This window comes from Curtobacterium sp. MCSS17_011 (assembly GCF_003224275.1).
GTDB lineage: Bacteria > Actinomycetota > Actinomycetes > Actinomycetales > Microbacteriaceae > Curtobacterium.
On record NZ_QKLE01000008.1, the window covers coordinates 22505 to 41485 of the forward strand.

An 18981-nucleotide genomic window follows, 5' to 3' on the forward strand; every position below is an offset into this window, starting at 1 on the left:
GTCATCGGCTGGCGGCGGACCTCGGAAGGGTACTGGTGTACCACTGTGTCACGCAAAGCGTCCGCCCGGACGGTGGCTCGGTCCGGCGATGGACGGGAGGCCCGGCGCCGGTCCGGCACGCACCGTTCGGTCGGCCGACGGGTGCGTCCAGTGCCGCGGTCGCGTCAGCGGGGCGCGGTTGCGGCCGCGTCAGCGGGATGCGGTCGTGCTCGCGTCAGCGGCCGGCGCGCCAGTCCGCTAGGAACCGGGCGCCGGCCTCGTCGTGGATCACGCCGTCGGGCGCGGTGAGCACCGGGTACGGCGTGGCCGGCACCCCGTCGGCGGGACGGACGTCGACGTGTGCGACCTCGTGGCCGTGGGCGTGCAGCCAGTCCGCCATGGCGTAGTCGCTGCGGGAGTCCCCCACGGTGCGCCAGGTGACCGGGAGCTCGCCGTCCTGCCCGAGGAGCTCGAGCGAGCGTTCGGCACCCAGGTCCTTGCCACTGCGGTCGGACTCGACGTCGGTCGAGATGATCGTGGGGTCGATGCGCCACTGCACGGCGCCGTCGGCATCGGGCCGGACGTCGTCGAGGCGGCGGACCCCGAGCCCGCGACGCTCGAGCGCGGCCATGGCCTTCGCGTCGAACTCCGGCTGGCGGGCCAGGTAGGTGGCGTTCGGCACCTCGACGCGCTGCTCGATCGACACCATGGCGCGCTTCGTCTCGTCGAAGAACACCAGGTCGGCGTACTCGTCGCGGACCAGCTCGCGCATCTCGTCGGCGTAGTCCCGCGGCAGCGCGAGGTCCTCGGCGACCGCCAGTTCGCCCATGCCGCCCTCGTACTGCGGACCGATCGAGCACCACACCGCGCCCTTCTCGCAGACCGCGTGGACCCGCCCGCCCTCGGCGAGGCCACCGGCGAGCAGCGGGCCGACGACCTCGGAGCGGATGAACGCGTCGCTGCGCCCGGTGTTGAAGACGATCGGGACGCCCTCGGCGGCGAGCGCGACGAGGTCCGCGACGATGCTCGGGATCGCGATGGTGCGGGAGACCGGGCTGGCGATGGGCCCGTCGACGTCGAGCAGGAGACCGAGGCGGGGTGCGTTCACCCGCCCATCCTCTCGCAGTCAGCTGCTGGGCGAGACGATCCGGCTCCGGACGCGGTCGATCAGGGCCCCGAGGGCCGCCGGGGCGGGGACGTGTCCCTGCCCGGACACCTCGGTGTACTCCGAACCGGGCACGGCGTCGACGAGGGCGCGGGCCGCACGACGCATCCACTCGAGTCCGTCGCCACCGGCGCCGACGAGCACCGGCACCCCCACGGCGGCAGCGACGCGCTCGGGCACGGCGAGGCCGTTCAGCACGCGGACCTCGCGGCTGAGCACGTGGGCGTCGACGACCAGGGAGCGCCAGAGCGACCCCTTGAGCCGCAGAGCCGTGACCTGGCCCATCGGGACCCCGAGCACCTGGGTCAGGAACCCGCGGACGGCCTGGGCCCGGCGGCCGGCACCGACGTGTTCGTCGAGCAGGTCGGCGAACACGACGTCGTCGGCGTGGGGGTCGACCGAGGCGCGGTACGGCGGTTCCCACAGGACTGCACCGTCGACGGGCAGTCCTGTGGCGAGCCCGTGCAGGACGACACCGGCGCCGACGCAGATGCCGACGGCGGTGGTCGGTGCGCCGATGCTCTCGACGACGGCACGCAGGTCGTCGACCTCGCGCTCGATCGCCCACGTTGCGGAGTCACCGCTGGCACCACGGCCACGGCGGTCGTAGGTCACCACGCGGTGGGTCGAGCCGAGCTCGGCGACCACGCGGTCGAGGTACGGGGTCCCCCGGTGGTCGAAGGCACCGCCCACGACGACGACCGCCGGCCCGTCCCCTGCCTCGGAGACGGCGATGGTGGTGCCGTCGGAGGAGACGACCGTTCGGTCGACTGGAGGGAGCATGGGGTCCTTTGCGAGCTGTCGACGGCGATGCGTCGGGCCTCGGAGGGGACCGTGCGGATTACCGGTCCTCCGAGTGTCGCAGGCGTGGGAGCCCGTGTCTCCCCCCGCTTCCAGGGGCAGAACACCGCCGCTCGCCGGTCCGGACCGGTCACCGATCCCGGTAGACCTCGCGCCGATGCCCGGCGTCGACGACCACCACGATGAGCTTCCCGTCGTCGATCCGGTAGATCAGCCGGTGGCCCCCCGAACGGACTCGCCACCCGGGTCGGTTCACGAGCTTGCGGGCGGCGGGCGGGCGGGGGTGCTCGGCGAGGATTGCGAGGAGCCCCTCGATCCGGCGCCGTCCGTCGAGCGGGAGCTTGCGGATGACGCGTTGCGCGGCCGGGATGACCTCGACCGAGTACGTCACCCGAGGCCGAGTTCGCGCTTGAGGTCGTCCCACTTGACATTCTCGCCACCGATGCGGGCACTCTCGGCGACGGCTTCGTCGTAGGCGACCAGGTCGTCCAGGTCCTCCGCCGCCTCGAGCAACCGGTCGAGGACGGCCGCGTCGACCACGGCCGCGACGCGCTTGTTCCGCCGCGTCAGGTAGACGGGTTCGTGTCGGGCGTCGTCGATGATCGACGCCAGACGGCCACGGGCTTCGGAGATCGACACTTCGCTCACCTGTACATTCTAGGGCGTTTTGTACAACTCAGACGAGTGCCGTGGTGCCGACCGACTCCCGTTCGAGCAGCGACCGCTTGACGTCGAGGCCCCAGGCGAAGCCCCCGAGCGTGCCGTCCGAGCGCAGCACCCGGTGGCACGGGACGAACAGCGCCGGGGCGTTCCGAGCGCACACGCTCGCCGCCGCCCGCACGGCGTCGGGTCGGCCCATCGCCGCCGCGAACCCGGTGTAGGTCAGGGTGCCACCGGCGGGGATCCGGCGGAGCTGGCGCCACCCTTCGGTGAAGAGCTCGGTGCCGAACTGCCGGACCGGTACCTGCATGGCGTGCTCGACCTCGCCCGAGTAGAAGGCGTCGACGGCCTCGGCCGAGGCGACCACGCCGTCGAGCACGAGGTCGGGGCGGTGGCGGTCGGCCAGGCGGGCGAGGATCCGCTCGACGGAGTCGGTCCACCCGGAGGCGAGGACCCTGCCCTCGGCGTCTTCGAGCACGGTGAACGGCCCGTCGGGGGTGTCCAGGGTCTGGATGGTTGCGTCGGTCATCGGTCGTCCTTCCGGGGGTCCTCGGGGGCACGGGCTGCACGGGCGCCGGCGGTCGCGGTCATCGCGCGGTCGATGATCGGTCGCCAGCAGTGCATCGTGAGGTAGCTCCGCCAGGGGGCCACCTGCTCCGACCATAGGGAGAGCTCGCGCGCCGTTCCGGGCAGCCCGAGTTCCTGTGCACCGTTCCGCACGGCGAGGTCGCTGTGGAGGAAGATGTCGGGGTGGTGCCGGACCCGCAGCGCGACGTAGTCAGCCGTCCACGGCCCGATGCCCTTCACCGCGAGGAGTCCGTCGCGCAGCTCACCGAGCGACTGCCCACCGTCCACCACCAGGGACCCGTCGGCGAGCGCCGCAGCCACCCGCAGGATCGTGTCGACGCGGGCGGCGGGGCCGCGCAGCACCTCGTGCCCGCGTTCGGCGATCGCCACCGCGGACGGGAACAGCAGCCCGCCGGGCCGGATCGTGTCCGGCACCGTCGCGCCGAGCGCGGCCACGAGTCGCGTCTGCGCGGTCCGCGCCGCGGCCACCGAGACCTGCTGACCGATGAGGGTGCGGAAGACGATCTCGTGGGCGTCCACCGCGCCGGGGAGCCGGAGACCGGGCACCCGTGCAACGGGGCCGGCGAGCTCGGGCACGGCTCGGAGGACGGCGTCGACGGCGACCGGGTCGGCGTCGAGGTCGAACAGCGCACGCACCCGCGCCACGAGCGCCGGCAGGTCGGACAGGTCGGTGACGCGCACGCCCAGGTCGATCCCGGTGCCCCGCCCGACCGCGTCGGGGGCTGCGGCCGACGCGCTGAACCAGGACGGGCCTCCAGGCAGGTCGACCAGCCGCCCGTACGACGTGACCCGGCCGGCGGGGTCGGTGTCCACCTGCTCGGTGCCGGGCAGGGCGTGCAGCGCGTGCCAGTCGAGCAGCCCCTGCGCGTCGAAGGGCGCGCGCGCCGGCAGGTGGACGTGCAGTGCGCCGTCGTCGCCGTGGTCGTCGTCGCCTCGCCCGACCCGGCGTGCGCGGAGTTCGCTCGGGGTGACGGCGAAGACCTCGCGCACGGTGTCGTTGAACTGTCGGACGCTGGCGAAGCCCGCGGCGAACGCGACGTCGGCGACCGGCAGGTCGGACGAGGTCAGCAGGGTCCGCGCGGTCTGCGCCCGGTGCGCCCTGCTGAGTGCTTTGGGCCCCGCGCCCAGCTCGGTGGTCATGATGCGGTTCAGCTGCCGCTCCGAGTAGCCCACGCGCGCGGCGAGTCCAGGGACGCCCTCGCGCTCGACGACCCCGTCGAGGACGAGTCGCATCGCCCGGCCCGCGACGTCCTCGCGCAGGTCCCACTCGGGGCTGCCGGGGGTCGCCTCGGGCAGGCAGCGCTTGCAGGCGCGGAAGCCGGCCAGGTGCGCTGCGGCGCTCGTGCGGTAGAAGGTGACGCCCGAGACCTTCGGCGTGCGGGCCGGGCAGCTCGGCCGGCAGTAGATGCCGGTGGAGTGCACGGCGGTGACGAACTGGCCGTCGAAGCGCGCGTCGCGCGAGGCGACGGCGCGGTGCCGTTCGGCGTGCAGGGCGTCCGGCTGCGCGTCGGTGTCCGGGCTGGTCATGGGCTCAGCCTGGCACGCGCCGCCGACGTCGACTGGCGGGAATCGGACGGAGCAGCGCGGGGCCGGGTGGCCACGTCGGCGGCGTCTCGTCGAGACGCCGCCGACCGCGCGAGACGCCGCCGGATTCCGCGGCGTCTCGCCGGGAACGCGGCGTCCCAGCGAGACGACGGCGTGTCACCCCAGGTGGGCGGAGCAGTGCACGGCCGGGAGGCCCGGCTAGCGTTGGCCGGGTGACTCCCGCAGACGACGTGGCCGGTCCCGACGACCTGCCGTTCCGGACCGAGGTCGAGGTCGCGCTGCTGCTCGTCTCGCCGCGGCACCGGTACGAGGGGCGCCCGGCCGACGGCGCGCTGCCGGCCCTGCCGACGGAGCCGGACGAACGGCGCGACCGGATCGAGCTGCGGGCCGGGCTGGGCATCGTCGGCGACCGGTACTTCGCGGCCCGGGCGCACGTGCACGCCTCGGTCACGGTGATCGGGATGGAGGGGCTCGAGGCCGTCGGCACGGCGATCGGGGCAACCGTCAACCCCGCTGCGACCCGGCGGAACGTGTTCCTGCGGGGTGCCGACGTCGAGGCGCTGCGGGGTGAGCCGTTCTCGCTGGAGAGCGTGACTCCCGGCGGCAGCGAAGGTCCCGTGCGCTTCCGTGGCTACCGACCGGCGAACCCCTGCGCCTGGATGGACCACGAGGTGGCCCCCGGGGCGTTCCGGGCAATGCGGGGCCGGGGCGGGGTGCGGTGCGATCCGGAGTCCGACGGTGTGCTCACCCTCGGACCGGCGGTGCTGCGCACGGCCCGCCCCGTGCCGCTCGGCTGACGCGGTCGCCGGCGGAGCGACCGTCCTGCGCCGGCCGAGACTCGGCTCGGCGGACACATCGTCGGCGTCCGGGGACACATCGTGTCCGGCAGGCCGAGATCCGGCCGGGCGGCGAGACGCTCGGCGGCGCAGTACTCAGGCGGTGAGGGCGCTCTCGATCGCGTCGACGAACGCCGGCAGGTCGTCCGGGGTGCGGGACGTGATGAAGCCGCCGTCGACCTGGACCTCCTGGTCGACCCACTCGGCACCGGCGTTGCGCAGGTCGGTCTGCAGCGACGGGAACGAGGTGACGGTCTTGCCGGACAGCACGCCCGCCTCGACGAGGGTCCACGGGCCGTGGCAGATCGCCGCAACCGGCTTGCTCGCCTCGGCGAAGGCCTGTACAAGCGTGGCCGCGCGGGACTCCTGGCGGAGCGTGTCGGCGTTGATCGTGCCGCCGGGGATCACGAGGGCGTCGAAGTCCTTCGCGTCGACACCGGCGATGGTGGTGTCGGGCTCGAGCGTCTGCCCCGGGTCCTTGTCGCCGACCAGGGTCTGGATCGTGCCGGTCTCCTTCGCCGCCACGGTCACCGAGGCGCCCCGCTCGCGCAGCTGCTCGGTGGGGACGACGATCTCGTCCTGCTCCACGCCGTAGTTCGTCGTGATGACGAGGACCTTCTTGCCGTCGAGGGTTGCCATGATCGCTCCTTCCGCGGCCCGGTCGTTCCGGCCGCACACCCGAGGGTCGTCGGGGTCGGCTGGGCAGGCCTCCAGGGGCGACTGGGGCACCGGACGGGCTCGTCGTGACACACCACTGACGTCCGCCGGGTGGTCGCGACGTGTTGCCTGGCGACTGGTCACGACCCCCCGCTCAGGTCCGCCGGGTGGTCGCGAAGCGTCGGCTGGCGGCGGCGCAGCCGACGGTTCCCGACCACTCGGCACCGGCCGGGCGGGGTGTCCTGACCGACCGGCGAGGCGCCGTGGACGCGCCCACACTCGGCCTGGAGGCACGGTGCGGGCCCGCCACGGGCCTCCAGGCCGCCACCCGGCCGGTCGCAACTCCCCGCTCACGTCCGCCGGGCGGTCGCGAAGCGTCGGCTGGCGGCGGCGCAGCCGACGGTTCCCGACCACTCGGCGCGGGCCAAGCGGGGTGTCCTGACCGGCCGCAGACCCGCAGCCGGGCGGGCCGGGCGCCGCGCTCAGCCCCGGATGCGGAAGGCGTCGCCGTCGCGCTCGACGGTGAGGCCCTCGTACCCGTTCACGCGGTGCAGACCGGCCGTCACCGGGTGCTCGAGGGGACCGACGACGACCGTGGTCGCGCCGGAGGCGATGGCGGACTCGAGCCCGGCAGGGGCGTCCTCGAACGCCACGCACTCGGCAGGGTCGACGCCGAGCAGAGCGGCACCGCGCAGGTAGCCGTCGGGGTGGGGCTTGCCGTGCTCGACGTCCTCCGAGGGCACGAAGGCCGCGGGCACGGCGAACCCGGCGGCCGCCATCCGACCCGCGGCGAGGTCGCGCGGCGCGCTGGTGACGAGCGCCACCGGGACGTCGAGCTCGACGAGTCGCTGCACGAAGGCGACGGCGCCGGGGATCTCGAGGATGCCCTCGGTGCTCGCGGTCTCCTCGGCGACGAGCTCCGCCGCGATCCGCTGCTGCTCGGCGAGGGGCAGGTCGGGCAGGAAGCGCCGCAGGGTGTCGATGGCCTGCCGCCCGTGCGAGAACGCGAGGATCTCGTCGGGGTCGATGCCGTTCGCGTGCCCGAACCGGGTCCAGGTGCCCTCGACCACCGCGGTCGAGTCGACGAGGGTCCCGTCCATGTCGAAGAGGACTCCGGACGTCACGATGTCGATCACGCGCCCGACCCTAGCCCACGGGCCCGACCGTCCCGCGGTCCGCGCGCGAGCGGTGTCAGCGCACCAGCGGCGCCAGCGCAGGCTGTGTCAGCGCGGGCGGGGTAAGCGCGCCCGGACGTACCGGGTGAGCAGCACGCCGCCGGCGCCGAGCAGCACGTGGGTCGGCCGCATCCGCCGGAGTTCGGGGGACTCACCCCGAGCGATGCGCGGACCGGAACCGCCCTCGAGCGACGGGTCGATCGTCAGCGTGAGTTCGTCGACGGCGTCCGCGGCGATGAGCGCCCCGAGGAACGACGGCCCGCCCTCGCAGTGGATCGTGCCGAGGCCACGGTCGGCCAACAGACCACGGATCCGTCCGGCGTCCACGGAGTCCGGTTCGTCGTCCGCGCTGCAGGGCACGACGTCCGCGACCTCGGCGAGCGCCTGGGCCTTCGACGAGGCAGCCGCCGTCGCCGAGGTCAGGACGATGGGTCGCGACGGCGCCTCGGTGAAGACCCGCGACGTCGGGTCGAGCGACAGTGACCCGGTGACGATCGCGAACACGGGGTGGTCCGGCTTGCCGTGCGCCCGACGCCATGCGACGTCGGTGTCGTGCAGGACCATCGGCCCGTAGCCCTCGTCGCGGACGGTGCCGGCGGCGACGAGCACGACGTCGGCCACCCGCCGGAGCAGGTCGAAGACCCGCAGGTCGTCGTCGCCGCCGAGCGACCCGGACACCCCGGCAGCCGAGGCCGAACCGTCCAGCGTCGCGACGAAGTTCACCCGGAGCCAGGGGTCCCCGGCGTCGGCGGTGTAGAGGTCGAGCAGGTCGTCGTCGGACAGGTCCGCGATGGACGGGGGCAAGACGTTCACGTGTTGTGCCTCGATTCCACGGGGGTGCGCCATCCGAGCGTGGCCTCGACCATGCGCATCGCGTCGACGCTCTCGGCGACGTCGTGCATGCGGACGATCCGGGCGCCGAGCATCGCGCTCACGGTCGCCACGGCGAGCGATCCGGAGAGCCGCTCACCGCGAGGGCGTCCGAGCGACTCCCCCACGAAGTCCTTGTTCGACACCGCGGCGAGCACCGGGTAGCCGAGCGCGACGACCTCGGGCAGCCGCCGGGTGAGTTCGAGTGTGTGCACGGTGTTCTTGTGCAGGTCGTGGCCCGGGTCGACGACGATCCGCGACTCCGGGATGCCCGCGGCGAGTGCCCGGTCGACCCGTTCGCGCAGGAACGCGACGACCTCGCCGGCGATGTCGCCGTACTGCGGCGGCGCGGGCAGCGGACTACGGGGTTCGGCGAGCGAGTGCGTGATAACGACGGTGGCGTCCGAGTCGGCGACCACGGCGGCCATCCGCGGGTCGGACAGGCCGGTGGTGTCGTTGACGACCCTCGCCCCGGCGGCGATCGCAGCCGCCGCGACCTCGGGTCGGAAGGTGTCGACGCTGATGACGACGTCGGACTGCTGCGCGAGCTGCTCGACGACCGGCACGACCCGGTCGATCTCGTCGGAGGCGGGCAGCTCCGGGCCGGGGGCGAACTTCACGCCGCCGATGTCGACCCAGTCGGCACCTTGCTCGGCGGCGCGGACCGAGGCGGCGACGGCCCGGTCGAGCTCGAACGTGGCGCCGCGGTCGTGGAACGAGTCGGGGGTGCGGTTGACGATCGCCATCACGGCGATGCGGTGGTCGAAGTCGATGGTGCGGCGGCCGAACGTCCGGACCGGGTGGCGCAGGTCCGGCACGACCCAGCCGGGTCCGTCCGACTGGAGGCCCGTCATGCGTCCGCCCCGGCACTCGCGTCGTGCCCGGCGTCGGTCGCACGCCCCGCGCCGATGAGCGCGATCGCCTCGGCCCGTCCCGCGGCGTCGGCCAGCGAACCGGTCGCCGCCACCGTCACGGTCGTCGAACCGGTCTGACGCTCCCCGCGCGTCGTGACGCACTGGTGCTGTGCGTCGAGGACCACCAGGACGCCCTCGGCACCGAGCCCCTCGGCGATGGTCGCGGCGACCTGCTCGCCGAGCCGTTCCTGCAGCTGCGGGCGGGAGGCCACCGCGTCGAGCACCCGTGCCAGCGTGCCGAGCCCGATGAGCCGGTCGCCCGGCGCGTACGCCAGGTGCGCGACCCCGAGGAACGGCAGCAGGTGGTGCTCGCACACGGAGCGGAACTTCACGTCGCGGACGATGACGAGCCGGCCGCGCTCGCCGTCCTCGGCGTGCACGGTGCCGTCGCGGGCGATGGCGACCGCGTCGGTGCCGATCCCGGCGAAGAACTCGGCGTACGAGTCGGCGACCCGGGCGGGGGTGCGGGTGAGTTCCGGGCGGTCGGGATCCTCGCCGATGGCGAGCAGCAGCTCGCGGACGGCGGCCTCCACACGGGCACGGTCCATGTGTGACGTCACCCGCTCATCCAACACCAGCCCTGGCCGGAGAACGCGGGCGGACGCCCAGCGCGAGGTGCGAGACCCGCGTGGATCGGGCCTCCCGGCGGTGACAACCTGTGAGACCGGTGTGACACGCCCGAAACCCAGCGTCCTTTAAACTCTCGTGGTGAGCGCCCCGCAGACCGACACCACGCCCCGGAACCGCTTCGCGACCGGCCTCGATCGATTCTTCTCCATCACGCAACGCGGATCGTCGATCCCCCGCGAGGTCCGCGGTGGCCTCGTCTCGTTCGTGACGATGGCGTACATCGTGATCCTGAACCCCCTCATCCTCGGTGGGTTCAGCGCCGACCAGGCCGCCAAGGACGTCTCGGGCGGATGGCTCGAGAACGCTCAGGTGGCCGCGGCGACCGGCCTCGTCGCCGGCGTCATGACCATCGCGATGGGCATCATCGCGAACCTGCCGTTCGGCATCGCCGCGGGGCTCGGGATCAACTCGTTCCTCGCCGTCAGTGTCGTGCAGCAGGTCACATGGGCCGAGGCGATGGGCCTGGTCGTCATCAACGGTGTGATCATCGTGATCCTCGCGTTGACCGGCATCCGGACGATGATCTTCACCGCCGTCCCGGCCCAGCTCAAGGCGGCCATCACCGTCGGCATCGGCCTGTTCATCGCGTTCATCGGGCTCGTCGACTCCGGCTTCGTGCGGTCCTCCGGACTCGCGTCGCCGCCGCTGCAGCTCGGCGAGGACGGCTCCGTCGGCGCCCTGCCGACCATCGTGTTCCTGATCGGCCTGATCATCATCGGCACGCTCATGGCCCGGCGGGTCAAGGGTGCGCTGCTCATCGGCATCGTCGCGACCACGATCATCGCGATCATCCTGCAGGCGATCTTCCAGGTGCCGACCTCGGTCGACTCGAAGACCGGCTGGAACCTCAACGCCCCCGGCCTGCCGAGTGCACTGTTCGCCGTGCCGGACCTGTCGCTCGTCGGTCACGCCGACGTCTTCGGCGCCTTCACCCGCATCGGCCCCCTCGCCGCGTCGATGCTCGTCTTCACCCTCGTCTTCACGAACTTCTTCGACGCCATGGGCACCATGACCGGTCTGGCCAAGGCCGCCGGTGTCGCGAAGCCGGACGGCACGTTCCCCCGCCTGAAGTCGGCGCTCGTCGTCGAGGGCGTCGGCGCGATCGCCGGTGGTGGCGCGTCGGTGTCGTCGAACACCGTCTTCATCGACTCGGCCTCCGGCATCGGCGAGGGCGCCCGCACGGGCATGGCCTCGGTCGTCACCGGCCTGCTGTTCCTGGCGTCGATGTTCCTCACGCCGCTCACCCAGGTCGTCCCGCTCGAGGTCGCAGCCGCCGGGCTCGTCGTCGTCGGCGCGCTCATGGTCGCGCAGGTCGCGGACATCTCGTGGTCGGACTTCGGCTCGGCCCTGCCGGCGTTCCTGACGATCGTCGTCATGCCGCTGACCTACTCGATCGCGAACGGCATCGGCGCCGGCTTCATCAGCTGGGTGCTCATCAAGCTGCTGTCCGGCCGTGGCCGTGAGGTCTCGTGGCTGCTCTACGTCGTCGCCGCGGGCTTCCTGCTGTACTTCGCGCGGGGGCCGCTGGAGGCGCTGCTCGGCGTCGGCTGAGCCATTCGATCGGGCCTTGCTGGGCCGGATCGCTCGGGCCTGGCGCACGACGCCGTCGTGTCATCGAGACGCCGCCGAATCCGGCGGCGTCTCGACGTTTCCGGGGCGTCTTCCGCAGGACGCCGGCGTCTTCGCCGGCTGGCGTCGACCGCGTCGGCCGCGTCAGCCGCGTCGGCCTGGAGGCCCGTGGTCAGTCCGGCAGGTCGCTCGGCGTGGCCTCGTGGTGGCGCTGGTCCTGGGTGCGACGGTCTTCCTTCATGCCCGCCTCGAACAGGTGACGGCGGCCCTGCACGAGCTCGTCGCGCGCGGTGCGCTCGAGCTCCTTGGCGAGGGCGTAGTAGCCGTCGTCGTAGTCCTCGACGATCTGGAACGTCCAGCGGCCCGCGATGACGTTGCGGCCCACGAGTTCGGTGTCGATGCGCTCGGCGAGTTCGGTGTGCCCGGCCTTCCGCAGCTGTTCGACCGCCTCGCCGAGGTTCAGATCAGCGGTGCCGGTCAGGCGGTGGAACCCGTAGAGCAGGCCGCGCGCGTGCTCGATGACCTCGACCGCGGCGGACAGGCTGCCGAGCGCCTCGACCGTGGCCTCGGACACCCCCTCGGGAACCTGGTGCTGCGCGTCGGGGCCCTGTGCGTCGTTCGTCATGGGTCCCGTCTACACGACGGCTGCTGCGTCGTTCGAGGGTTCGTCCGCGACCCGCCGTGGTCGACCACCGGCGGTTGCGACGTCGGAGGTCGACACCTACCATTCGAACACACGTTCGAACGAGGAGACCCGATGATGATCACCGACACGGCAGCCACGGTGTGGTGGTCCGGAGGCACACCGACCCGCCTGGTGTGGGCCGGACGGCGCTGGCGGGTGAGCGACACCCCCACCCGGCTGACCGTGACGCGCGCCGAGCTACCCACCGCGATCACCCATGCGCCCGAGCGCACCGTGGGCTGGCGCTTCCAGGCGACCAGCGACGACGACGGTGAGGCCCTGGTGGTCGACATCGTGCCGCAGGGCTCCGGCTGGGGCGTGGCCCGGACGTGGACGTGATCGCCGCGGACCGCTACCGTCCGGACATGGACAGGTGGGTCGCGCTGCTGCGCGGGGTCAACGTGAACGGCATCACGATCAGGAGCGCGGACCTCGCGGAGCTCTTCCGGGACCTCGGGTTCGACGATGTCCGGACCGTGCTCGCCTCGGGCAACGTCGTGTTCTCCGCCCACGTGCCCGCCGAGCAGCTCAAGACGTCGATCGAGCAGGGGCTGCGCGACCGGTTCGGGTACGACGCCTGGATCGTGCTCGTCCGGCACGACGCCCTCGCGGCCGTGGTCGACGGGTTCCCCTTCGAATGTGCCGACGAACGGCACGACTACGTCGTGTTCGGGTCCGACGACGGTGCGCTCGACGCCTTGGTCGCGGACCTCGAACTCGACGACGCGGTCGAGCAGGTCGCCCGCGGCGAGGGGGTCGTCTACTGGTCGTGTCCGAAGGGGTCGAGTACCGACACCGTGTTCGCGAAACGGGCGGGCGCCGCACGCTTTAAGCGCACGACGACGACCCGCAACACGAACACCCTGCGGAAGCTCCTGTGACGCTCGTGCACTCGAAGCGAGCCGAGACTCGCTCCCGCGGACGATCCGGACGTTCCTGACCGCCCGAAGTGTCCGCCGGGCAGAGTCTCCGCCGACGCTGCGGCGGCTCAGGCCTGCGGCGGCTGCCCGTTGCTCGCCATGGTGCCGCCGTCCACGGGCAGGACCGCACCCGTGATGAACGAGGCCGCGTCGCTTGCCAGGAACAGGATCGCCTCGGCGACCTCGGCAGAGCGACCCCCGCGGCCGAGGGCGATGCGCTCGGTGAACTTCGACTGCAGGGCCTCGTCCTCCGCCTGCTCCTGGGTCAGGTCGGTCCAGATGAGCCCCGGAGCGACGGCGTTCACGCGCACGCCGAACTGCCCGTTGTCGAGTGCAGCGGCCTTGGTGAAGTTCGTCACGCCACCCTTCGCCGCGTTGTAGGGGCTCATCCGCCAGTCGGCGTCCTCGCCGGAGACCGACGAGGTGTTGACGATCGAGCCCTTCGTCTCGCGGAGGAACGGCAGGGCCGCCCGGGTGCCGTAGAACACGCCGGACAGGTCGGTCTCGATGACCCGGCGCCACTCGTCCGTGCTGATGTCGGTGATGTCGCCCGAGCTGAAGGTGCCGGCGTTGTTCACCAGGACGTCGACCCGGTCGAACCGGTCGATCGCCGCGTCGACGACGGTCTGCCAGTCGTCGGGGCTGGCCACGTCGGCGTGCAGCGCCACCACGCGGTGGGTCGGCAGCGAGTCCCCGACCGCACGCACCTTCTCGTCGACGCTGTCGGTGAGCACCACCGACGCGCCCTCGTCGATGAACGCCCGCACCGTCGCCTCACCGATGCCGGATCCCGCCCCTGTGACGATCGCGACCTTGCCCTCGAACCGGTTGCCCATGATGTCTCCTCTCGTTGCACGAACCGTGCCCGGGGAGACGCCATCGACCCGAGGGGCACGGCAGACCACGGTGCCCGGGGCCGACTGGACGCGTTCGGAGGCGCCGGGAACGCACGTGAGCGCACTCCGCCCCGGTGCCGTGCGGCGGATCCGGGGCGGCGTGCGATCGCAGCGAAGCGCGCGGCGCGTCAGGCCGTCGTCTCGTCGAGGTCCAGGTCGCGCTCGAGCGAGATCGTCGGGATCGACGCGGTGATGACCGAGCCGTCCGCCCGCAGCGTGCCCTGGATGTCGCTCGTGGTCGGGGCGTGCCCGGACATCCGCGGCCCGTGGTGCGGCAGCGGCACCACGGTGGGCTCCCCCGCCTCGATGTCCCACTGCTGGTTGTGCACCCACACCGTGAAGCCCGAACCGGTCTCGACCGTGAGCGTCATGGCTTCCTGCTCCAGGTCCACCCGGACCCGCGATCCGCGCACCGTCAGCCGGTAGGACAGACGGTCCCAGTGCTTCGGCAGCCGCGGGTTGAAGGTCATCCGACCACCGTGGTCGCGCATCCCACCGAAGCCGTTGACGAGTGCGCCCCAGATGCCACCGGTCGACGCGATGTGCACGCCGTCCGAGGTGTTGCCGTGCAGGTCCGCCAGGTCGACGTAGAGCGCGGTCTGGAAGTACTGGTCGGCGAGGTCGTGGTACCCGACCTCGGCCGCCATGATCGACTGCACGACCGCGGACAGCGTCGAGTCACCGGTGGTGAGTGCGTCGTAGTAGTCGAAGTCGCGACGCTTCTCGGCCGCCGTGAACTCGTGCCCCTGCAGGAACAGCGCGAGCACGACGTCGGCCTGCTTGAGCACCTGGAACCGGTAGATCACCAGCGGGTGGTAGTGGAGCAGCAGCGGGCGCTTGGACTCGGGGGTGTTCTCGAGGTCCCAGAGTTCCTTGTCGAGGAACTGGGCGTCCTGCGGGTGGATGCCGCGGTGCGGGTCGAAGGGGATCTCCATCGACTCGGCGGCGTGCTCCCACTCGACGAGCTCGTCGGGCTGCAGCCCCGTCCGGCGCACCATGCGGTCGTACTCTTCGGCGTCGTCGGCGGCGAGCTCACGGCAGGCGTTGACGGCGAACCACAGGTTCGCCCGCGCCATCACGTTCGTGTAGAGGTTGTCGTCGACGACGGTCGTGTACTCGTCCGGCCCGGTGACGCCGTCGATGTGGAACTTCTTGTCGCCGTTCGACCGCCAGAACCCGAGGTCGGCCCAGAGCCGGGCGGTCTCGACGAGCACGTCGATGGCTCCGCGCTTCAGGAACTCGCGGTCGCCCGAGGCCCGCACGTACTGCATGAGTGCATGCGAGATGTCGGCGTCGATGTGGTACTGCGCGGTGCCGGCGGCGTAGTACGCGCTGGACTCTTCGCCGTTGATCGTCCGCCACGGGAACAGGGCGCCGCGCTGGTTCAGCTCGCGGGCCCGAGCCCGTGCCGCGTCGAGCATGTTGTAGCGGAAGCGCAGGGCGTTCCGGGCGACGATCGGCGCCGTGTACGACAGGAACGGCAGGACGTAGATCTCCATGTCCCAGAAGTAGTGGCCGCCGTAGCCGGACCCGGTGACGCCCTTCGCGGCGATGCCGTGGCCGTCGGTGCGGGCGGTGGCCTGCGCGAGCTGGAACAGGTTCCAGCGGACGGCCTGCTGGATCGCGGGCTGGCCGGCGATCTCGACGTCGCTGCGGGCCCAGTAGTCGTCGAGCCACTCACGCTGCTTCGCGAAGGTCTCGTCGACGTTCTCGGCGTGCGCGCGGTCGAGCGTGCGGTCACAGCGGTCGGCGAGCTCGCGCACGGGCACCCCGCGGGAGGTGTGGTAGACCACGTGCTTCACGAGCCGGATGGGCTGACCCGCGCGAGCCTGCACCCGGTAGACGTGCTTCGCCAGGTCGTCCTCGATCGACGACGACTCGTCCCAGCTGTTCTCGGTCTCGATGTGGTGCTCGACGCCGACGCAGATCGTCATGCCGGAGCTGGACGCCTGGTACCCGAGGACCGAACGGCCGCCGGTGCTGCGCTTGAGCTTCGGCTCGAGCACCCGCTCGGTGAACGCCTCGGCCTTGCGGGGGTCGAAGGCGTTCGCCGCGGCCCGCATGCCGGCGTGGTACTCGTCCTGCACGTCCTGGCGGTTGAGGATCTGACTGGAGAGCAGGATCGAGGCGTCCGCGTCGAGCACGGTGACCTCGTAGTCGATGACGGCGAGGTGCCGGTCGGTGAACGACACGAGCCGGCGCGCCCGGATGAGCACCCGCTTGCCGGACGGCGTCGACCACTCGGTCTCGCGGAACAGGTAGCCGCCGCGGAACTCCAGCCGGCGCGTGTGCCGGAGGATGTCGGCCTCGGCCAGCACGAGCGGCTCGTCGTCGACGTAGAGGCGGATGACCTTGGCGTCGGGCGCGTTGATGATCGTCTGCCCGGTCTTCGCGAAGCCGAAGGCGTCTTCCGCGTGCCGGATCGGCCAGGTCTCGTGGAACCCGTTGATGTACGTGCCGTACTGCACGCCGCCACGGCCTTCGTCGAGGTTGCCGCGCAGGCCGAGGTACCCGTTGCCGACGGCGAAGTTCGTCTCGGCGACGCCCTGCTCGTCGGGGGTGTACTCGGTCTCGACGAGTGCCCACTCGTCGATCGGGTAGCGGACGCGGTCGAGGGGGTCCGAGGTGATGGGGTTCATGCTGCTCCGTGGGGAGGGAGGGAGGTGGGTGCGTCGGTGCGACCGGCAGGCGGTGAACGGCTCCGGCCGGTGCGTGTCTAGTCCGTGCTGGCGGCCGGTGCGGGCAGGTCGTCGATGAGTTCGGCGAGGTCGGACACGACGACGTCGGCACCGTGCTCGCGCAGGGCATCCGCCCCGGCACCACGGTCGACCCCGACGACGAGACCGAACGAACCGTTGCGGCCGGCTTCGACCCCGCTCGTGGCGTCCTCGACCACGACGCACTCGGCGGCGGTGAGTCCGAACCGGGTGGCGGCGTCGAGGTAGGTGTCGGGCGCGGGCTTGCCGGTCAGGCCGTCCTGGCGCGCGACGAGCCCGTCGACGACGACCGGGAACCGGTCGAGGATGCCCGCGGTCCGGAGCACCGAGGTGGCGTTCGCCGAGCTCGAGACGACGGCGACGGACATGCCGGCGGCGATCGCGGCGGTCAGGAACCGCAGCGACCCCGGGTAGGGCTCGACGCCGTGCTCGTCGAGTTCCGCGGTGAACTCCGCGTTCTTCCGGTTGCCGAGCCCGCACACGGTGTCGGTGTCGGGTGCGTCGTCGGGGGTGCCCTGCGGCAGGTCGATGCCGCGCGACTCGAGCAGCGAGCGCACCCCGTCGTAGCGGGGCTTGCCGTCGATGTAGGTGAAGTAGTCCTGCTCGGTGTACGGCGCGACACCGTGTGCGGCCAGGTACGGCGTGAACAGCCGGCTCCAGGCGCGCATGTGGACGTCGGCGGTCGGGGTGAGCACGCCGTCGAGGTCGAATAGGAGCGCGCGCTGATCACCGAGTCGCGCGGGCGTGCGCTGGTCCTGCGTCGTCATCTGCGGTCCTCCGGGGACTGGTGGTGGACGAATGGCTCCCGCCGAGTCTAGGACCGCTCCAGTTGCCACGTTCAGACGCGCCGCGCGCTGTGGAGCGAGTTCACCCCGGGTCGGTCGTGCAGGAAGATCGCCGCCCACGGCGCACCTGTGAAGCCTCTGAGACACACCCCGGCACGCTGACCCGGACGAAAGGCACCACCATGACCAGCGACACCACGGCCGCACCCCACGGCACGCAGTCGAAGCTCCGCCAGGCGATCACCGGCCCGCTGCTGTTCCTCTTCATCCTCGGCGACGTGCTCGGCGCCGGCATCTACGCCCTGATGGGGACGCTGGCGAAGGACGTCGGGGGCGCACTCTGGGCACCGCTGGTGCTCGCGCTCCTGCTGGCCCTGCTCACCGCGGGCTCCTACGCCGAACTCGTGACGAAGTACCCGAAGGCGGGCGGTGCCGCGGTCTTCGCCGAGCGGGCCTACAAGGCGCCGATCGTCTCGTTCCTGGTCGGCTTCAGCATGCTCGCCGCCGGCGTCACGAGCGCCGCCGGCCTGTCGCTCGCCTTCGCCGGCGACTACCTCGGCACGTTCGTCGACCTGCCGCCCGTGCCCACCGCGATCGTCTTCCTCGCCCTGATCGCCTGCCTGAACGCCCGCGGCATCTCCGACTCGCTCAAGAGCAACGTCGTGATGACGATCATCGAGGTCTCCGGCCTGGTCATCGTGATCGTCGTCGTGGCCGTGATGCTCGGCGGTGGCGGCGGTGACGTCTCCCGGATCGGCGCGTTCCCGTCCGAGGCGAACCCCGCGCTCGCGACCCTCAGCGCCGCGATCGTCGCCTACTACTCGTTCGTCGGCTTCGAGACCTCCGCCAACATCGCGGAGGAGGTCCGCGAACCCAGCCGCGTCTACCCGAAGGCCCTGTTCGGCGCCCTCGCCACGGCCGGTGTCGTCTACGTCCTCGTCGCCCTCGCCAGCGCGATCGCCCTGCCGGCGTCGGAGCTGTCCGACTCGAGCGGTCCGCTGCTCGCCGTCGTCTCCGCCACCGGCGTCCCGATCCCCGACTGGGTCTTCAGCCTCATCGCCCTGGTCGCCGTCGCGAACGGCGCGCTCCTCACGATGATCATGTCGAGCCGCGTGACCTACGGGATGGCCGAGCAGCGGCTCCTGCCCGCTGTCCTCGCGAAGGTGCTGCCGAACCGGAAGACCCCGTGGGCCGCGATCATCGCCACCACCGTCGTCGCGATGCTCCTGACCCTGGTCGGTGACGTGGGCGTCCTGGCCGAGACCGTCGTGCTCCTGCTGCTCTTCGTGTTCATCAGCACGAACGTCGCCGTCCTGGTGCTCCGCCGCGACCGCGTCGAGCACGACCACTTCAAGGTCTGGACCTTCGTCCCGGTGCTCGGGGTGCTGTCGTGCATCCTGCTGCTGACGCAGCAGAGCGGTCAGGTCTGGCTCTACGCCGCGATCCTGCTCGCCGTCGGCGTGGTCCTGTACTTCGTCGCCCGGTTCACCGGGCGCCGTTCCGGACGCGACCACGAGGCGGGCGTGATCCACTGACGTCACGTCCCACGGGCCTCCAGGCAGACCGTCTGGAGGCCGGTGGTGCGTCCG

General features: G+C 72.1%; 20 protein-coding genes. 5 read left to right on the forward strand and 15 right to left on the reverse strand.

Going from position 1 to position 18981, the window contains the following annotated elements; translation table 11 throughout:
- Positions 1–214: 214 nt before the first annotated feature.
- The 6 genes from DEJ17_RS07710 to DEJ17_RS07735 all read right to left on the reverse strand — a co-directional run bounded on the left by DEJ17_RS07710 (position 215) and on the right by DEJ17_RS07735 (position 4720).
- Positions 215–1087 carry a hypothetical protein gene (locus DEJ17_RS07710; protein ID WP_110892837.1) on the reverse strand — a complete coding sequence of 291 codons (873 nt, stop codon included), beginning with the start codon at positions 1085–1087 and terminating at the stop codon, positions 215–217.
- Positions 1088–1105: 18 nt separating this feature from the next.
- The gene (locus DEJ17_RS07715; RefSeq protein ID WP_110892838.1) at positions 1106–1927 is read right to left on the reverse strand and encodes an alpha/beta fold hydrolase; all 822 of its coding nucleotides are present in this window, start codon (positions 1925–1927) and stop codon (positions 1106–1108) included.
- 148 nt (positions 1928–2075) lie between these two features.
- Entirely contained in the window at positions 2076–2336 is a 261-nt protein-coding gene (locus DEJ17_RS07720) for a type II toxin-antitoxin system RelE/ParE family toxin (RefSeq protein ID WP_110892839.1), read from the reverse strand.
- Positions 2333–2593: a type II toxin-antitoxin system Phd/YefM family antitoxin gene (locus tag DEJ17_RS07725; protein ID WP_027466775.1), complete on the reverse strand. Its 261-nt coding sequence runs from the start codon at positions 2591–2593 to the stop codon at positions 2333–2335. Before DEJ17_RS07725 ends, DEJ17_RS07720 begins: the two co-directional genes overlap by 4 nt.
- Before the next feature lie 28 nt (positions 2594–2621).
- A complete protein-coding gene (locus DEJ17_RS07730) occupies positions 2622–3134 on the reverse strand; it encodes a methylated-DNA--[protein]-cysteine S-methyltransferase (protein ID WP_110892840.1) in 513 nt (170 codons plus the stop codon).
- Positions 3131–4720 (reverse strand): DNA-3-methyladenine glycosylase 2 family protein, encoded by a 1590-nt coding sequence (locus DEJ17_RS07735; protein ID WP_110892841.1) that lies wholly within the window; start codon positions 4718–4720, stop codon positions 3131–3133. The genes DEJ17_RS07730 and DEJ17_RS07735 overlap by 4 nt, the downstream gene beginning before the upstream one ends.
- A gap of 230 nt (positions 4721–4950) precedes the next feature.
- On the opposite strand from DEJ17_RS07735, the gene DEJ17_RS07740 reads away from it, so the two are divergent.
- A complete protein-coding gene (locus tag DEJ17_RS07740; protein WP_375342564.1) occupies positions 4951–5535 on the forward strand; it encodes a molybdenum cofactor biosysynthesis protein in 585 nt (194 codons plus the stop codon).
- A 135-nt stretch (positions 5536–5670) separates the two neighbouring features.
- Here the strand turns inward: DEJ17_RS07740 and DEJ17_RS07745 are convergent, their stop codons facing one another.
- From DEJ17_RS07745 to folE, 5 genes are all read right to left on the reverse strand, one after another.
- A complete protein-coding gene (locus tag DEJ17_RS07745) occupies positions 5671–6213 on the reverse strand; it encodes a type 1 glutamine amidotransferase domain-containing protein (RefSeq protein ID WP_027466778.1) in 543 nt (180 codons plus the stop codon).
- A 500-nt stretch (positions 6214–6713) separates the two neighbouring features.
- Complete coding sequence (locus DEJ17_RS07750; RefSeq protein WP_110892843.1) at positions 6714–7367, reverse strand: HAD-IA family hydrolase; 654 nt, start codon at positions 7365–7367, stop codon at positions 6714–6716.
- A gap of 87 nt (positions 7368–7454) precedes the next feature.
- Positions 7455–8219 (reverse strand): pyrimidine reductase family protein, encoded by a 765-nt coding sequence (locus tag DEJ17_RS07755; protein ID WP_258366713.1) that lies wholly within the window; start codon positions 8217–8219, stop codon positions 7455–7457.
- Positions 8216–9130: a dihydropteroate synthase gene (folP, locus tag DEJ17_RS07760; protein ID WP_110892845.1), complete on the reverse strand. Its 915-nt coding sequence runs from the start codon at positions 9128–9130 to the stop codon at positions 8216–8218. Before folP ends, DEJ17_RS07755 begins: the two co-directional genes overlap by 4 nt.
- The gene (gene folE, locus DEJ17_RS07765; protein WP_110892846.1) at positions 9127–9738 is read right to left on the reverse strand and encodes a GTP cyclohydrolase I; all 612 of its coding nucleotides are present in this window, start codon (positions 9736–9738) and stop codon (positions 9127–9129) included. Before folE ends, folP begins: the two co-directional genes overlap by 4 nt.
- 157 nt (positions 9739–9895) lie before the next feature.
- Between folE and DEJ17_RS07770 the strand changes: the two genes are divergently transcribed.
- On the forward strand, positions 9896–11371 hold the full coding sequence (locus DEJ17_RS07770; RefSeq protein ID WP_110892847.1) for an NCS2 family permease: 1476 nt from the start codon (positions 9896–9898) through the stop codon (positions 11369–11371).
- Positions 11372–11561: 190 nt separating this feature from the next.
- Here the strand turns inward: DEJ17_RS07770 and DEJ17_RS07775 are convergent, their stop codons facing one another.
- Positions 11562–12014 (reverse strand): hypothetical protein, encoded by a 453-nt coding sequence (locus DEJ17_RS07775; RefSeq protein ID WP_017887957.1) that lies wholly within the window; start codon positions 12012–12014, stop codon positions 11562–11564.
- Positions 12015–12146: 132 nt separating this feature from the next.
- Between DEJ17_RS07775 and DEJ17_RS07780 the strand changes: the two genes are divergently transcribed.
- Positions 12147–12413, forward strand: a complete 267-nt coding sequence (locus DEJ17_RS07780) for a hypothetical protein (protein ID WP_110892848.1) — start codon at positions 12147–12149, stop codon at positions 12411–12413.
- Positions 12414–12439: 26 nt separating this feature from the next.
- Positions 12440–12955, forward strand: a complete 516-nt coding sequence (locus DEJ17_RS07785) for a DUF1697 domain-containing protein (RefSeq protein WP_110892944.1) — start codon at positions 12440–12442, stop codon at positions 12953–12955.
- A 107-nt stretch (positions 12956–13062) separates the two neighbouring features.
- Here DEJ17_RS07785 and DEJ17_RS07790 read toward each other — a convergent pair whose 3' ends face one another.
- From DEJ17_RS07790 to DEJ17_RS07800, 3 genes are all read right to left on the reverse strand, one after another.
- A complete protein-coding gene (locus DEJ17_RS07790; protein WP_110892849.1) occupies positions 13063–13830 on the reverse strand; it encodes an SDR family NAD(P)-dependent oxidoreductase in 768 nt (255 codons plus the stop codon).
- Between the two features lie 188 nt (positions 13831–14018).
- Positions 14019–16529 (reverse strand): glycoside hydrolase family 65 protein, encoded by a 2511-nt coding sequence (locus tag DEJ17_RS07795; RefSeq protein ID WP_110892850.1) that lies wholly within the window; start codon positions 16527–16529, stop codon positions 14019–14021.
- A gap of 77 nt (positions 16530–16606) precedes the next feature.
- On the reverse strand, positions 16607–17374 hold the full coding sequence (locus DEJ17_RS07800) for an HAD family phosphatase (RefSeq protein ID WP_110892851.1): 768 nt from the start codon (positions 17372–17374) through the stop codon (positions 16607–16609).
- 200 nt (positions 17375–17574) lie between these two features.
- Between DEJ17_RS07800 and DEJ17_RS07805 the strand changes: the two genes are divergently transcribed.
- Complete coding sequence (locus tag DEJ17_RS07805) at positions 17575–18927, forward strand: APC family permease (protein WP_110892852.1); 1353 nt, start codon at positions 17575–17577, stop codon at positions 18925–18927.
- The last annotated feature ends 54 nt before the right edge of the window (positions 18928–18981 follow it).

What these genes read in the sequence shown, in the direction of transcription:
- DEJ17_RS07715 (WP_110892838.1), bottom strand. Translation starts at nt 1,927, where the DNA reads ATGCTCCCTCCAGTCGACCGAACGGTCGTCTCCTCCGACGGCACCACC.
- DEJ17_RS07730 (WP_110892840.1), bottom strand. Translation starts at nt 3,134, where the DNA reads ATGACCGACGCAACCATCCAGACCCTGGACACCCCCGACGGGCCGTTC.
- DEJ17_RS07795 (WP_110892850.1), bottom strand. Translation starts at nt 16,529, where the DNA reads ATGAACCCCATCACCTCGGACCCCCTCGACCGCGTCCGCTACCCGATC.
- DEJ17_RS07780 (WP_110892848.1), top strand. Translation starts at nt 12,147, where the DNA reads ATGATGATCACCGACACGGCAGCCACGGTGTGGTGGTCCGGAGGCACA.
- DEJ17_RS07805 (WP_110892852.1), top strand. Translation starts at nt 17,575, where the DNA reads ATGACCAGCGACACCACGGCCGCACCCCACGGCACGCAGTCGAAGCTC.
- DEJ17_RS07790 (WP_110892849.1), bottom strand. Translation starts at nt 13,830, where the DNA reads ATGGGCAACCGGTTCGAGGGCAAGGTCGCGATCGTCACAGGGGCGGGA.
- folP (WP_110892845.1), bottom strand. Translation starts at nt 9,130, where the DNA reads ATGACGGGCCTCCAGTCGGACGGACCCGGCTGGGTCGTGCCGGACCTG.
- DEJ17_RS07800 (WP_110892851.1), bottom strand. Translation starts at nt 17,374, where the DNA reads ATGACGACGCAGGACCAGCGCACGCCCGCGCGACTCGGTGATCAGCGC.
- folE (WP_110892846.1), bottom strand. Translation starts at nt 9,738, where the DNA reads ATGGACCGTGCCCGTGTGGAGGCCGCCGTCCGCGAGCTGCTGCTCGCC.
- DEJ17_RS07745 (WP_027466778.1), bottom strand. Translation starts at nt 6,213, where the DNA reads ATGGCAACCCTCGACGGCAAGAAGGTCCTCGTCATCACGACGAACTAC.
- DEJ17_RS07775 (WP_017887957.1), bottom strand. Translation starts at nt 12,014, where the DNA reads ATGACGAACGACGCACAGGGCCCCGACGCGCAGCACCAGGTTCCCGAG.
- DEJ17_RS07735 (WP_110892841.1), bottom strand. Translation starts at nt 4,720, where the DNA reads ATGACCAGCCCGGACACCGACGCGCAGCCGGACGCCCTGCACGCCGAA.
- DEJ17_RS07785 (WP_110892944.1), top strand. Translation starts at nt 12,440, where the DNA reads ATGGACAGGTGGGTCGCGCTGCTGCGCGGGGTCAACGTGAACGGCATC.